Source organism: Pseudomonas sp. S2_A10, from assembly GCF_054668465.1.
Map to the genome: position 1 here is coordinate 2,299,056 of NZ_CP162773.1, position 15,253 is coordinate 2,314,308.

General features: G+C 60.7%; 8 protein-coding genes. 6 read left to right on the forward strand and 2 right to left on the reverse strand.

The window, feature by feature from the left end; translation table 11 throughout:
* Positions 1–196 precede the first annotated feature (196 nt).
* Complete coding sequence (glnA, locus tag AB4N41_RS10540) at positions 197–1,603, reverse strand: type I glutamate--ammonia ligase (RefSeq protein WP_016772104.1); 1,407 nt, start codon at positions 1,601–1,603, stop codon at positions 197–199.
* Between the two features lie 327 nt (positions 1,604–1,930).
* Here glnA and thiI point away from each other — a divergent pair, with 327 nt between their 5' ends.
* Positions 1,931–3,385: a tRNA uracil 4-sulfurtransferase ThiI gene (thiI, locus tag AB4N41_RS10545; RefSeq protein WP_024011233.1), complete on the forward strand. Its 1,455-nt coding sequence runs from the start codon at positions 1,931–1,933 to the stop codon at positions 3,383–3,385.
* 139 nt (positions 3,386–3,524) lie between these two features.
* A complete protein-coding gene (gene typA, locus AB4N41_RS10550; protein WP_016772102.1) occupies positions 3,525–5,345 on the forward strand; it encodes a translational GTPase TypA in 1,821 nt (606 codons plus the stop codon).
* 213 nt (positions 5,346–5,558) lie between these two features.
* On the opposite strand, the gene AB4N41_RS10555 is transcribed toward typA, so the two are convergent.
* Positions 5,559–5,996 (reverse strand): YkgJ family cysteine cluster protein, encoded by a 438-nt coding sequence (locus tag AB4N41_RS10555; RefSeq protein WP_016772101.1) that lies wholly within the window; start codon positions 5,994–5,996, stop codon positions 5,559–5,561.
* Positions 5,997–6,255: 259 nt separating this feature from the next.
* On the opposite strand from AB4N41_RS10555, the gene AB4N41_RS10560 reads away from it, so the two are divergent.
* The 4 genes from AB4N41_RS10560 (at position 6,256) to AB4N41_RS10575 (ending at position 15,250) form a co-directional block, all read left to right on the forward strand.
* Positions 6,256–8,706, forward strand: a complete 2,451-nt coding sequence (locus AB4N41_RS10560) for a glycogen/starch/alpha-glucan phosphorylase (protein WP_041477535.1) — start codon at positions 6,256–6,258, stop codon at positions 8,704–8,706.
* A gap of 251 nt (positions 8,707–8,957) precedes the next feature.
* On the forward strand, positions 8,958–12,539 hold the full coding sequence (locus AB4N41_RS10565; protein WP_252877271.1) for a DUF2339 domain-containing protein: 3,582 nt from the start codon (positions 8,958–8,960) through the stop codon (positions 12,537–12,539).
* Positions 12,536–13,900: a DUF3999 domain-containing protein gene (locus AB4N41_RS10570; RefSeq protein ID WP_252877272.1), complete on the forward strand. Its 1,365-nt coding sequence runs from the start codon at positions 12,536–12,538 to the stop codon at positions 13,898–13,900. The genes AB4N41_RS10565 and AB4N41_RS10570 overlap by 4 nt, the downstream gene beginning before the upstream one ends.
* A 339-nt stretch (positions 13,901–14,239) precedes the next feature.
* Positions 14,240–15,250 (forward strand): class 1 fructose-bisphosphatase, encoded by a 1,011-nt coding sequence (locus AB4N41_RS10575; protein WP_016772098.1) that lies wholly within the window; start codon positions 14,240–14,242, stop codon positions 15,248–15,250.
* Positions 15,251–15,253: the final 3 nt, after the last annotated feature.

Below are 15,253 nucleotides of genomic sequence, written 5' to 3' on the forward strand. Positions count from 1 at the left end.
CCTCCTGGGACGCTCCGCGTCCAGTGACGCGGAGCGTCACGGGCTGCATTCCCACGCGGAGCGTGGGAACGATCAATGACCCACCGCTTTCGCGAGCAGGCTCGCTCCCACATGGAAAATGCGTTGCGCCGGGCAATAAAAAAGGCCTCCCAAAGGAGGCCTCTTTTGTCACGCCGCTTTACGCAGCGCTACCGGATCAGCAGCTGTAGTACAGCTCATATTCCAGTGGGTGTACGAAGGTGCGAACCTTGATTTCTTCTTCCGATTTCAGCGCGATGTAAGCGTCGATGAAGTCGTCGGAGAACACGCCGCCCTTGGTCAGGAACGCGCGGCCCTTGTCCAGCTCTTCCAGGGCTTCTTTCAGGCTGCCGCAAACCTGTGGAATCTCTTTCGCCTCTTCAGGCGGCAGATCGTACAGGTTCTTGTCGGCGGCATCGCCTGGGTGGATCTTGTTCTGGATACCGTCCAGACCGGCCATCAGCAGTGCTGCGAAGGCCAGGTACGGGTTGGCAGCCGGATCCGGGAAGCGTGCTTCGATACGGCGGGCTTTCGGGCTCGACACGTAAGGAATACGGATCGAAGCGGAACGGTTGCGAGCCGAGTAGGCCAGCATTACCGGAGCTTCGAAGCCTGGCACCAGACGCTTGTAGGAGTTGGTCGCCGGGTTGGTGAAGCCGTTCAGGGCCTTACCGTGCTTGATGATGCCGCCGATGAAGTACAGAGCGGTATCGGACAGGCCGGCATAGCCTTCACCTGCGAAGGTGTTCTTGCCGTCTTTCCAGATCGACATGTGTACGTGCATGCCCGAACCGTTGTCGCCGTACAGTGGCTTCGGCATGAAGGTCGCGGTGCGGCCGTAAGCGTCGGCAACGTTGTGCACAACGTATTTCAGGGTCTGAACTTCGTCGGCCTTCTTCACCAGGGTGTTGAACTTGACGCCGATTTCGTTCTGGCCGGCAGTCGCCACTTCGTGGTGGTGAACTTCAACCGACTGACCCATTTCTTCCAGTGCGTTGCACATGGCAGTACGGATTTCGTGGTCGTGGTCGAACGGTGGAACCGGGAAGTAGCCGCCTTTCACGCCTGGACGGTGACCCTTGTTGCCACCTTCGATGTCCTGGTCGGACATCCACGAACCTTGCTCGGAGTAGATCTTGAACATCGAGCCGGAGATGTCCGACTTGAATTTGACCGAGTCAAAGATGAAGAACTCAGGCTCCGGACCGGCGAATACGGTGTCACCGATACCGGTGGCTTTCAGGTGCTCTTCGGCGCGCTTGGCGATCGCACGTGGGTCGCGATCGTAGCCCTGCATGCTCGAAGGCTCGATGATGTCGCACACCAGAATCAGGGTTGGGTCTTCGGTGAACGGATCGAGCACGGCAGTTTCGTCGACCGGCATCAGGATCATGTCGGAGGCTTCGATGCCTTTCCAGCCGGAGATGGAGGAACCGTCGAACATCTTGCCGACTTCGAAGAAGTCGTCATCCAGCGCATCGCGAGCCGGCATGGTCACGTGGTGCTGAGTGCCTTTGGTGTCCGTGAAGCGCAGATCAATCCACTTGACGTCATGATCTTTGATGAGTTGAACCGACTTCGACATAGTGTCCTCCGGGTGAATTAGGGCGGGTAGTGGATGCCCTTAATAATGGTGATGCCGGCGCGAATACTCTGCCAAGGCAACCTGCCTCACAAGGGAGCAAATTGCATGCCAGTGCCCCAGCATGGGTTTTTTGCCCCAAATTCACGCTTATTAAGGCGTGCGAGGTACTGAATCGACAAATCCCGCCCCTTAATGTTGCGTTTAAATTCAGAAATGACCTGTTTTGGTGCAAGCAAAACCTTCTGCACATTAACTGGTTAAACCTTGAGCAATTTCCGCTATAATCCGCGCCCCCCTTTTTCGGCTGGCCGTTCGCGCGCTGTTTTCATGAAACTTATCGTAAAAGTCTTCCCCGAGATCACCATCAAAAGCCGACCTGTCCGGACGAAATTCATCCGCCAGTTGGCCAAGAATATCCGCACCGTGCTCCGTGACCTGGACCCGGCCGTGGTGGTGAACGGCGTGTGGGACAATCTCGAGCTGGAAACCCGCGTTACTGACCCCAAAGCCTTGAAAGAGATGGGCGAACGCCTGACCTGCATGCCGGGTATCGCGCATTTTCTGCAGATCGACGAGTACCCGCTGGGCGATTTCGACGACATCACCGAAAAGTGCAAACAGCACTACGGCGATGCACTGGCCGGGAAGATTTTCTCGGTGCGCTGCAAGCGCGCAGGCAAGCATGCCTTCAGCTCGATGGACGTGGAAAAATACGTCGGCAGCAAGCTGCGTCGTGAGTGCGGTGCGGCCGGAATCGACCTTAAAGCACCGCAAATCGAAGTCCGTATCGAAGTTCGCGACAAACGGTTGTTCGTGATTCACAGCCAGCACAACGGCATCGGCGGCTACCCGCTCGGCGCGTTGGAGCAGACGCTGGTATTGATGTCCGGCGGCTTCGATTCGACCGTGGCGGCTTACCAGATCATGCGTCGCGGCCTGATGGCGCACTTCTGCTTCTTTAATCTCGGCGGGCGTGCCCACGAATTGGGCGTGATGGAAGTCGCGCACTTCATCTGGAAGAAGTACGGCAGCTCGCAACGCGTGCTATTTGTCAGTGTGCCGTTCGAGGAAGTGCTGGGCGAAATTCTCGGCAAAGTCGATAACAGTCATATGGGCGTGGTTTTGAAGCGTATGATGTTGCGCGCCTCGTCCGAGATCGCCGAACGGCTGCACATCGATGCACTGGTGACCGGTGAAGCGATCTCCCAGGTGTCGAGCCAGACGCTGCCGAACCTGTCGGTGATCGACTGCGTGACCGACAAGCTGGTGCTGCGGCCGCTGATCGTCGCGCACAAGCAGGACATCATCGACACCGCCAACGAGATCGGCACCGCCGATTTCGCCCGGCACATGCCGGAATACTGCGGCGTGATTTCGGTCAACCCCAAGACCGCCGCCAAGCGTGGCCGGGTTGAGCACGAAGAGAAAGAATTCGACATGGCGGTACTCGAGCGTGCGCTCGCCAACGCCAAACTGGTGCCGATCGATCGGGTAATCGACGAATTGGGCCAGGATTTGCAGATTGAAGAAGTCAGCGAAGCGCTGGCCGGTCAGATCGTGATCGACATCCGCCACCCGGATGCCGCCGAGGATGACCCGCTGGAGCTCGCCGGCATAGAGGTACAGACGATGCCGTTCTATGCAGTGAACGCACGTTTCAAGGAACTGGACCCTACTCGCCAGTACCTGCTGTATTGCGACAAAGGCGTGATGAGTCGCCTGCATGCCCACCATTTGCTCAGTGAGGGGCATGCCAATGTGCGCGTTTATCGACCGAGCTAAGTGCCCGGGGCTGTTTGCCTGTGGCCTGCGTCACCGGCCCCCCGACACCGCCGTCAAGCTGTAACGGCCATGCCGGACACTACTGCTAATCGCTGCCATGACTTGTCAGCAAACCGAATCCTCTGATCGAGATACACAAGTGATCGAAAATCTACGCAACATCGCCATCATTGCCCACGTTGACCACGGTAAAACCACCCTGGTAGACAAACTCCTGCGTCAATCCGGCACCCTGGAGCGCAACGAGCTCAACGACGAGCGCGTGATGGACTCCAACGACCAGGAAAAAGAGCGCGGTATTACCATTCTGGCGAAGAACACCGCCATCAACTGGAACGGCTACCACATCAACATCGTGGATACCCCGGGCCACGCCGACTTCGGCGGCGAAGTTGAACGCGTAATGTCGATGGTCGACTCCGTTCTGCTGCTGGTTGACGCTCAAGACGGCCCTATGCCGCAAACCCGTTTCGTGACCAAGAAGGCTTTCGAAGCCGGCCTGCGTCCAATCGTGGTCATCAACAAGGTTGACCGTCCAGGCGCGCGTCCGGACTGGGTTCTGGACCAGATCTTCGATCTGTTCGACAACCTCGGTGCGACCGAAGAACAACTGGACTTCCAGGTTGTTTACGCTTCGGCCCTGAACGGTATTGCCGGTCTGGACCACACCGCCATGGCGGAAGACATGACTCCGCTGTACCAGGCAGTAGTCGACCACGTTCCGCCTCCGGCCGTTGACCGTGACGGTCCGTTCCAGATGCAGATCTCCGCTCTGGACTACAACAGCTTCCTGGGTGTTATCGGTGTTGGCCGTATCGCTCGTGGTCGCGTCAAGCCGAACACCCCGGTTGTCGCTATCAGCGCTGACGGCAAGCGTCGCAACGGTCGTATCCTGAAGCTGATGGGTCACCACGGTCTGCACCGCATCGACGTTGACGAAGCAGCAGCTGGCGACATCGTCTGCATCAGCGGCTTCGACGAGCTGTTCATCTCGGACACTCTGTGCGATATCAACACCGTCGAGGCGATGAAGCCGCTGACCGTTGACGAGCCAACCGTTTCCATGACCTTCCAGGTAAACGACTCGCCATTCTGCGGTAAAGAAGGCAAGTTCGTGACCTCCCGTAACATCAAGGATCGTCTGGACAAAGAGCTGCTGTACAACGTTGCACTGCGCGTTGAAGAAGGCGACTCGGCTGACAAGTTCAAGGTGTCCGGCCGTGGTGAGCTGCACCTCTCGGTACTGATCGAAACCATGCGTCGCGAAGGCTTCGAGCTGGCCCTGGGCCGTCCTGAAGTGATCATCCGTGAAGTCGACGGCGTGAAGCAGGAACCGTTCGAAAACGTCACCATCGACATCCCTGAAGAATCCCAGGGCAAGGTCATGGAAGAGATGGGTCTGCGTAAGGGCGACCTGAGCAACATGGTGCCGGATGGCAAGGGCCGTGTTCGTCTGGAATACAACATCCCTGCTCGCGGTCTGATCGGTTTCCGTAACCAGTTCCTGACCCTGACCAACGGTGCTGGCATCCTGACCTCGATCTTCGACCGTTACGCTCCAGTGAAGTCGGGCCACATGTCCGGCCGTCAGAACGGCGTTCTGGTTTCGGTTGAAACCGGCAAGGCTCTGACCTACTCGTTGGAAACCCTGCAGGCCCGTGGCAAGCTGTTCGTAGAACACGGCCAGGAGATCTACAACGGTCAGATCGTTGGTCAGAACAGCCGCGACAACGACCTGGGTGTGAACCCAACCAAAGGCAAGAAGCTCGACAACATGCGTGCTTCGGGTAAAGACGAAACCATCGCTCTGGTCCCACCTGTTCGCTTCACCCTGGAACAGGCTCTGGAATACATCCAGGAAGACGAGCTGTGCGAAGTTACGCCTAAGTCGATCCGTCTTCGCAAGAAGATCCTCGACGAAAGCGAGCGTACCCGCGCTGCCAAGAAAGCCAAGGCGTAATCCAGCCCTGGAATAGAAAACGCCCCCGGTCGCGAGACCGGGGGCGTTTTTGTTTGTCTGGCGTTTAGCGATATTTGTGCTGGCCCCATCGCTGGCAAGCCAGCTCCCACAGGGTTTTGGGTCGTATATAAAATATGTGTTCGACCACAATCATTGTGGGAGCTGGCTTGCCAGCGATGGCGGTCGGTCAGCCGCTGAAAATCTCAAGGCCGATCAAAATTTGTCGATGGCCCGGAAATTCTGCACCCGCTCGACTTCTTTCGGCTTATAAGCGCAATACCCCGGCCGCGGCCCGATCTTCGGGTGGTTGCGGCAGGTGTCCGGGCGCTTGTCATAAATGGTGCACAGGCGGGTTTTACGATCCAGGTAATAGCAGTCGTTGTTGCTCATGCGCTGCAGGGTGAAGATCCCCGACTTCTGATTGAAGCGCTCGACCAGACCTTCCTTTTGCAGACGCTTGGCGATGTTCTTTGGCGGATCGCCCAGTTCGAACTCGTCGACCACACCGATGCGCACCAGATCCTTGATCTTCACTTCGACCGGCAGCGTGCAGCAGCTGGACATGCACGAGCCGCACATCGGCGCCGAGTATTTGGCCCACGTATCGAGACGATCAATCTCGGCGGCGGCGATCAGGTTGGGCTTCATCATCGGGAGTTACCAGGCGTGTATGCATCAGGGCGCGCGATCATACCGGGAGCGGTGGAATTTTGAACAACCTTTCGCCGGATATTTTCGCAACGACTGCAATTTGCCCGACAGGACGGCACGGCCCCTGCATTCATTGGCTCATCCGCCAGGGTTATGTCGGACTGGTGCACAGTCCGGGCAAATACTGCCGAACCAGAGCCGTTACCGCCGGTCAGACCGTCTAGGCTCAGAAAATTCCCGCTCGCTCGAGGTCCTGTTGATGACTCAAGAACCACTAGTTCGCGAAGCAGAGGTGGCCGCGTTCCGCGACGCCGTCCTGACCAAACTCACCTACGCCGTGGGCAAAGACCCCGATCACGCCTTCGACCATGACTGGTTCGAAGCCATTGCCCTGGCTGCGCGTGATCACATGGTCGAACACTGGATGGACCACACCCGGCAGATCTATCGCAAAGGCCAGAAGCGGGTTTATTACCTCTCGCTGGAATTTCTCATCGGCCGTTTGCTCTACGACAGCCTGAGCAACCTCGGCCTGCTCGACGTCGCCCGTGAAGCGTTGACCGAACTGGGCGTCGATCTGGAGCGCATTCGTCTGCTGGAGCCCGACGCGGCGCTCGGTAACGGCGGCCTCGGTCGTCTCGCGGCGTGCTTCATGGAGAGCATGTCGACCCTCGGCATCGCCGGCCATGGCTATGGCATTCGTTATGAACACGGCTTGTTCCGTCAGGCGATTGTCGATGGCTGGCAACAGGAGCAGACCGAACACTGGCTGGATTTCGGCAACCCTTGGGAATTCGAACGGCCGGAAGTGGCGTACCCGATCGGCTTCGGCGGCAGCGTCGAAACCGTCACCGATGCCTCCGGCAAGACTCGTCAGGTCTGGTCGCCGGCGGAAACCGTGCGCGCAATTGCTTATGACACGCCGGTGGTCGGCTGGCGCGGGGCGAGTGTCAACACTCTGCGTCTGTGGCGTGCCCGCGCCATGGAAGACCTGCACCTGGAACGCTTCAACGCCGGTGACCACCTGGGCGCCGTGGCGGAAGTGGCCCGCGCCGAGAGTATCTCCCGCGTCCTTTATCCGGCCGACAGCACCGAAGCCGGGCAAGAACTGCGCCTGCGTCAGGAATACTTCTTCGTCGCCGCTTCGCTGCAGGATCTGCTGCGCCGTCACCGCAACATGCACACCTCGGTGCTGACCCTGGGTGATCACGCGGCGATTCAGCTCAATGACACTCACCCGTCAATCGCCGTGGCAGAACTGATGCGCCAACTGGTCGACGTCTACGACGTCGCGTGGGATGCAGCATGGCAAGTCACTGTCGACACGCTGTCGTACACCAACCACACGCTGCTGCCGGAAGCGCTGGAAACCTGGCCGGTCGGGCTGATGGAACGCATGCTGCCACGGCACATGCAGATCATTTACCTGATCAACGCACAGCACATCGATTCGTTGCGAGCCAAGGGCATTCATGACTTCGACGTGTTGCGCGCGGTGTCGCTGATCGAAGAAGACAACGGCCGCCGGGTGCGCATGGGCAACCTCGCGTTCCTCGGTTCGCATAGCGTCAACGGCGTGTCCGGTCTGCATACGCAGCTGATGCGCAAAACCGTATTCGCCGAACTGCACAAGCTCTATCCGGAGCGGATCAACAACAAAACCAACGGCATCACCTTCCGCCGCTGGCTGTATCAGGCCAACCCGGAACTGACCTCGATGCTGATCGACGCTCTCGGCCCGGATGTGCTCGACCATCCCGAAGAGCGCCTGCTCGAACTTGAACCGTTCGCCGAGAAAACCGCGTTCCGCAAAGCCTTCGCCGAGCAGCGGTTGCACAGCAAGAAGGCGCTGGCCTATCTGATTCACGAGCGCCTCGGGATCGCGGTCAACCCGGCAGCGATGTTCGACGTGCAGGTCAAACGTATTCACGAATACAAGCGTCAGTTGCTCAACCTGATGCACACCGTGGCGTTGTATCAGGCGATTCGTGCCGAGCCGGAAGTCGACTGGGTGCCGCGCGTGAAGATCTTCGCCGGTAAAGCGGCGGCGAGTTACCACCAGGCCAAGCTAATCATCAAACTCACCAACGACATCGCTCGGGTGGTGAACAACGACCCGACCGTGCGCGGCCTGCTGAAAGTGGTGTTCCTGCCCAACTACAACGTCAGCCTGGCCGAAAGCATCATTCCGGCGGCGGATTTGTCCGAGCAGATTTCCACCGCCGGTTTCGAGGCGTCGGGCACCAGTAACATGAAGTTCGGCCTCAACGGCGCGCTGACCATCGGCACCCTCGACGGTGCCAACGTGGAAATGTGCGAGCGCATCGGTGCCGAGCACATGTTCATCTTCGGTCTCAGCGCGCAACAGGTTGAAGCGCGCAAGCAGAACCACGAGTTCAGCGCCGTACCCGACATCGCCGCCTCCCATCGTTTGAACGATGTGCTGCAAGCGATTCGCAGCGGTGTGTTCTCGCCGGACGATACCTCGCGTTATACCGGGCTGATCGACTCGTTGATCGACTATGACCGCTTCCTGGTCTGCGCCGACTTCGATTCCTACTGGGAAGCGCAGAAGCGTGTCGATGCGCACTGGCACGACTCGCAGAACTGGTGGCGTTCGGCGGTGCTCAACACCTCGCGGATGGGCTGGTTCTCTTCCGACCGGACGATTCGCGAGTACGCCACGGATATCTGGAAAGCGCTGGAGTAACTTTCCCCGACAAATCTGCGCAAGGCCCAACGTTTGTTGGGCCGGATCGATATACTGAGCGCCGGTTAAAAGGCATCAATCACCGCCGTACCCTGTGGGAGCGAGCCTGCTCGCGAAGCGATCGTCGACTTAAACAGAAATGTTGGCTGACAATCCGCCTTCGCGAGCAGGCTCGCTCCCACACGGTTTGTGCCTAGACTGAAGCCATCACCGGACTCGCCCCGCCCCGGGGCTGCTTAGGGATATCGACCATGCAATGGATGTTCATGTTGATCGGGCTGGTGCTCGGTGGACTGCTCGACGAGTCATTCAGCGGCGCGCTGTTGGGTGCGCTGCTGGGGCTGGTCATCGGCCAGGCGCTACGCATTGCGCGCCTCGGCTCGCAGGCGGCGGAGCAACAGCGTCAACTCGAGCAGGTGCGCGAAGCCTTGCAAGGCGTGGCCCAGCGGCTGTTTGTGCTGGAAGGTTCGCCCTCCCATGCGCCCGCGCCGCCACCTGAAGCCGAGCCAGTCGCCGCGCCCGTCGACGTGGCTGAGCAGGCAGCCCAGCCCCCTGAGCTGATCTGGGAACTGCCCCCCGAACTCGAACCGGTCTCCGCCGTCGCCCGCGAAACCAGCCAGTCGCTGCCGGCCGATGTCTGGCGCGCCGAACCGGCTCCCGTTGCACCAACGCAAAAACCCGCCGAACCCCGTGGCCCGAACCTGATCGAACGCGGCATCAGCGCTGCGCGCAACTGGCTGTTTGGCGGCAACACCGTGCTGCGCGTCGGTGTGGTGCTGCTGTTTTTCGGTCTGGCGTTTTTACTGCGTTACGCCACCGAAGGCATGGTGGTGCCGATCGAGTTGCGTTACGCCGGTGTTGCGGCAGCGGCGTTCGCCTTGCTTGCGCTGGGCTGGTGGCTGCGCCGACGCAATAGCAACTATGCGTTGATGCTGCAAGGCACCGGGATCGCGGTGTTGTACCTGACGGTGTTTGCGGCGATGCGTCTGCATCCGTTGCTTGATCCGTCCGCTGCACTCGGTTTGCTGGTCGCGGTGACGGTGTTCTCGGCCATTCTGGCGATCACTCAGGATGCACTGGGGTTGGCCGCAGCGGCAGCGTTGGGCGGTTTCGCCGCGCCGATTCTGACTTCTACCGGCGAAGGCAATCACGTCGCACTTTTCAGTTATTTCGCCTTGCTCAACGCCGGCATTCTCTCCATCGCCTGGTTCAAGGCCTGGCGCCTGCTCAACCTGATCGGTTTTGTCGGCACCTTCGGTATCGGTTTCGCCTGGGGTCTGCGTTCCTACACCCCGGAACTGCTGTGGAGCACCGAGCCGTTCCTGATTGTGTTTTTCCTCATGTACCTCGCCATCGGCCTGCTGTTCGCCCGGCGCAAATTGCGCGACCTGCAGGATGCTCCGGCGGAGGCTGATCGCGAGGCGCTGCTGCAATGGTCGGCCCGCAAGGGTGATTATGTCGACGGCACCCTGCTGTTCGGCCCGCCGATCATTGGCTTCGGTTTGCAGTTTGCGTTGGTCCAGCACCTCGAATTTGCGGCGGCGTTCAGTGCGTTGGCGCTGGGCATGATCTATATGGCGCTGGCCAAAGTTTTGATGGGCGGGCGCGCGATGCTGCTAGGTGAAACCTGCCTGGCGCTGGGAGTGATTTTTGCCAGTCTCGCGATTCCGCTGGGGCTCGATGCGCGCTGGACTTCTGCGGCGTGGGCCGTGGAAGGCGCGGGGATTTTCTGGCTCGGGTTGCGTCAGCATCGACCGTTTGCCCGGGCCTTTGCCTTACTGCTGCAACTGGGTTCGGCACTGGCGTTTCTCAGCCAGTTGCAGCCCGGCGAGAGCAGCCTGCTCGACGGCGCACCGCTGGGCGCGCTGATGCTTGGCGCCGCGCTGCTGTTCAGTTTCCTTCAACTGCGCAAGGCTACGCCCGAGCAGACATCGCCGTGGGAAAAGCAAGGCCTGCCGCTGCTGGCGTGTCTGGGCCTGACGTTCCTTTATCTGCTGGCACCGTTGTTCCTGTTCATCCAGGGCACGGCAATCAGTTGGGCCTTGGCCGGGTTGGCGACTTTGTTCGTGGGGCTGCGGATTCAATCACGCACATTCCTGTTCACCGCGTTCGCCGTGCAGTTGCTGGGCGGCGCGTTGTTCCTGCTGCGCCTGCAAACTGCCGGTGAAGATTCGGCGGCGGTATTCAGCGCTGGCTGGAGCGGCTTGCTCAGTGCATCGCTGATCGGTCTGGCCTTGATTGGCGGCATGCTGCTGGCGGCGCGGGACGAGATGGTGCGCGGCGATGTGCGCCTGCTGCGCGGCTTGTCGGTGGTGCTGCTGGCCGGCTTGGTACTGATCAATCTGGCGGTGCTGTTCGTGCTGCCGTGGCAAACCGCGAGCGCGGTGTGGGCGGCCAGCGGTTTGCTGATCATCTGGCTGAGCCTGTACCTGCAACAGCGTCTGAGTTTCGTTTTCGGCCTGCTGTTGCAGGTGGTCGGCGGCGCAGCGTTTCTGCTCGCCGGCCCCGAATGGCTCGGGCCGTTGTCTAGCGAAGGATTGAAACCATTGGCCCATGGCGGATTCTGGACGCCGCTGGTGCTGGGGCTGGCCGCGCTGATCGGCGCGTGGCGCTTGCAATTGGGCAACCATGCCAGTGCTTTTGATGCCTTGAGTTTGCAACGCTTGTCGCAAGTGCTGCTGGTCTGGGGCGCCGGTTGGTGGACGCTGGCGTGGGTCAGCGAGATCCTGCGTTTCGCTTCGCCGAACCTGCAAGGCACATTGTTGCTGCTGGTCGCTGCGATCAGTGTTGCGCTGTGGACGCTGTTGTCGCTGCGTCTGAAATGGCCGGCGCTGGGGTTGCTCTGCACCTTGCTGATTCCGGCGGCGACGCTGGTTTTGCTCGGCGCTTGGCATTCGCGCTACCACCCGGCCGCCGACTTCGGCTGGCTGGCGTGGCCGGCGCTGTTCGCGGTGCATTTCTTCAGCCTGCGCCGCCTGGCTTCGGTGTTGCCGGCGCGCGCATTGAGCGCGGCCCATGTGTTCGGTTGCTGGCTGTTGATTGGCGTGCTGGCGCTGGAGTTGCGTTACGGCCTGCTGTTGTTGGCCGAGCAGTACAACGCGTGGCGGTGGCTGGGCTGGGCGATTCTGCCGAGCCTCTATCTGTTGCTGATGGCTGCACCGCGCAACTGGCCGTGGCCGGTGGCCGCATTTGCTCGGGAGTACCGCTTGTATGCGGCGGCACCGCTGGCGGTGCTGATGCTGGCGTGGTTCTGGCTGGCCAATGGCGTCAGCGATGGCAATGCCGAACCATTGCCTTACGTGCCGCTGCTCAACCCATTGGAGCTGGGTCTGCTGTTTGCGCTGTTCGGCGTTTATGCCTGGTCGCGCAGCGCCGTCGCGCAGCTGTCGATCCGTCAGGATCATGCCGACAAGGCTACGCAACTGATCGCCGGGGTTTCGCTGTTCGCCTTCTGCACCGCGCTGGTCACCCGCGCGGCGCATCACTTGGCCGGCATCCCGTTCGAGCTTGATCAACTGCTCGCGTCGATGCTGGTGCAGGCCGGCCTGTCGATCGTCTGGACGTTGATGGCGCTGGGGCTGATGATCGGCGGCCATCTGCGCCATCGCCGCGAAGTGTGGCTGATCGGCGCGGCGCTGATCGCGCTGGTGGTGGCCAAGCTGATTTTTGTCGAACTGAGCAACCGTGGCGGCCTCGCCCGGATCGTCTCGTTTATCGGCGTTGGCGTGTTGCTGCTGGTGGTCGGCTACTTTGCGCCGCTGCCACCCAAACGCGTCGAGGCTGAACCGGCGGCGGACAAACCCGCGCCGGAAACCGAAGGAGTTGCATCTTGAGTCGCATGCTGAATCTGGGTTGGTTGGCGCTGGGCGTGGTGATGGTCGCTGGCGCTCAGGAAAAACCGGCGGACTTCGCCACGCAGTTGCCGTTGACGGTGAGCGGCAATGGCCCGTGGTATCGCCTCGACTTGCCGCTGAGCGCGCAATTGCAGGCGCGCCAGACCGATCTCGGCGACCTGCGTGTGTTCAACGCCGCCGGCGAAGCGCAGGCCTACGCCTTGGCTCGCGAATCGGCGCAGACCCGCGACGACGGCAAGCTGCACGAGGTCAAATGGTTCCCGCTGTACAACGCCGCCGACGCCAGCGAGCGCGCGCCGAATGTGCGCGTGCAGTCGACCACCAACGGCACCCTGGTCGAAGTGCAACCGTCCTCGCAACTGGAGGCGGGCGAAGAAGTGCTGCGCGGCTGGCTGCTCGATGCCAGTGCGATCAAGGCACCGTTGCAGCAGTTGATCCTCGACTGGACCAGCGAGCGCGACGGTTTCCAGCGTTTCAGCATCGAGGCCAGCGACGATCTGCAGCACTGGCAGTCATGGGGCGAGGGCCAGGTGGCACGGCTGACCTTTTCCGATGAGCGCATCGAACAGCACGAAGTGACCCTGCCGGGGCAGACCGCGCGCTATGTGCGCCTGCTGTGGGAGTCGCCGGGTTCGGCGCCCGTCCTGACGTCGGCGCAATTGAAAAGCAGCGACCCGCGCAACCTGCCGCTGCCTTTGGTCTGGTCGCCCAGCGTGGCCGGCAGCAGCACCAAGTCCGGGGAATACATCTGGCAGTTGCCGATGGGGCTGAATGTCGAGCGGGTGCAGATCGAGCTGAAACAGCCGAACAGTCTGGCGCCGGTCACGTTGGCCGGCCGGCGCGAGAGCAACTTGCCGTGGCAGCCACTGAGCAGCGGTTTGCTGTATCGCCTGAGCCAGAACAATCAGGACGTGGTCCAGAACGAAATCCCGCTGTCCGGGCAGACCGTGCAGCAACTCAAGCTGACCGTGGATGAGCGCGGCGGCGGTCTGGGTGAGCAGGCGCCGGACCTGAAATACGCGGTGCGCGCCACGCAGGTGATCTTCCTCGCCCGGGGCGAAGGGCCGTACAGCCTGGCCTTGGGCAATGCCACGGTGAAAACGGCGAACCTGCCGCTGGCAACGTTGATTCCGGATTTCAAGCCAGAAAAGCTGGCGAGCCTGGGCAAGGCGACGGTGCAGGACGAAGCGAAGGCCACGCAAACTTCGGCGGCGACGACGGCTGCGGTGGCCGGGACCAACTGGAAGAAGTTCGGGCTGTGGGCGGTGTTGCTGCTCAGTGTGGTGTTTCTCGGGGCGATGGCGTTCAGCCTGTTGCGCAAACCGCCAGCCAATACCTGAGCATGGCGGCGCTTTGCGCCATTCGCGAGCAGGCTCGCTCCCACAGTGATCTCGGTCGTTCACATATTTTGTGTACACCACACATCCTGTGGGAGCTGGCTCGCCAGCGATGGCGGCCGGTCAAACAACAAAAATTCATCAGACTGCCGCTATCGCTCAACCACCACCCGCCCCATTTCCAACTACGCTAAACCCGACACCTGAACTCTCCACCAACAATCACGTCTCATACAGGCAAATACACCCAGGCGCACGTTAGCCGGCGTCTTCGCTCGCTAGGTTTTCAGACTCCCTGTAAACTGCGCGGGTTTTCCGCCCCCCATTCCACCGGAGCCGTCCATGTCCCGCGTTACCTTGAGTCGCTATTTGATTGAGCAGACCCGCAGCAACAACACTCCTGCCGATCTGCGCTTTTTGATCGAAGTGGTGGCGCGTGCCTGCAAGGAGATCAGCCACGCCGTGTCCAAAGGCGCCCTGGGTGGTGTTCTGGGCAGCATGGGCACCGAGAACGTGCAAGGCGAAGTGCAGAAGAAGCTCGACGTGATCTCTAACGAGATCCTCCTCGAAGCCAACGAATGGGGCGGTCACCTGGCCGGCATGGCGTCCGAAGAAATGGACAACGCCTACCAGATCCCGGGCAAATACCCGAAAGGCGCATACCTGCTGGTCTTCGACCCACTGGACGGCTCGTCGAACATCGACATCAACGCCCCGGTCGGCACGATCTTCTCGGTACTGCGTTGCCCGAACGAGTACCTGAGCCAGAACGAGCCGCTGAACGAAAAAGCGTTCCTGCAGCCAGGCACCCAGCAAGTGGCCGCCGGTTACGCCATCTACGGCCCGCAGACCATGCTGGTGCTGACCCTGGGTGACGGCGTCAAAGGCTTCACCCTGGACCGCGAAATGGGCAGCTTCGTCCTGACTCACGAAGACATCACCATCCCGGAAACCACCCAGGAATTCGCCATCAACATGTCCAACCAGCGCCACTGGGAAGCCCCGGTACAGCGCTATGTCGGCGAGCTGCTGGCCGGTGAAGAAGGTCCGTTGAAGAAGAATTACAACATGCGCTGGGTCGCGGCGATGGTTGCTGACGTCCACCGCATCCTGACCCGTGGTGGTCTGTTCATGTACCCGCGCGACAGCCGCGAGCCGTCGAAACCGGGCAAGCTGCGCCTGATGTATGAAGCCAACCCGATGTCGTTCCTTGTCGAACAAGCCGGCGGCGCGTCCACCGACGGTCACCAGCGCATTCTCGACATCCAGCCGGAAGGCCTGCACCAGCGCGTTGCAGTGTTCCTCGGTTCGAAAGAAGAAGTCGCCCGCGCCACGGCCTACCACAAGGAATAAACC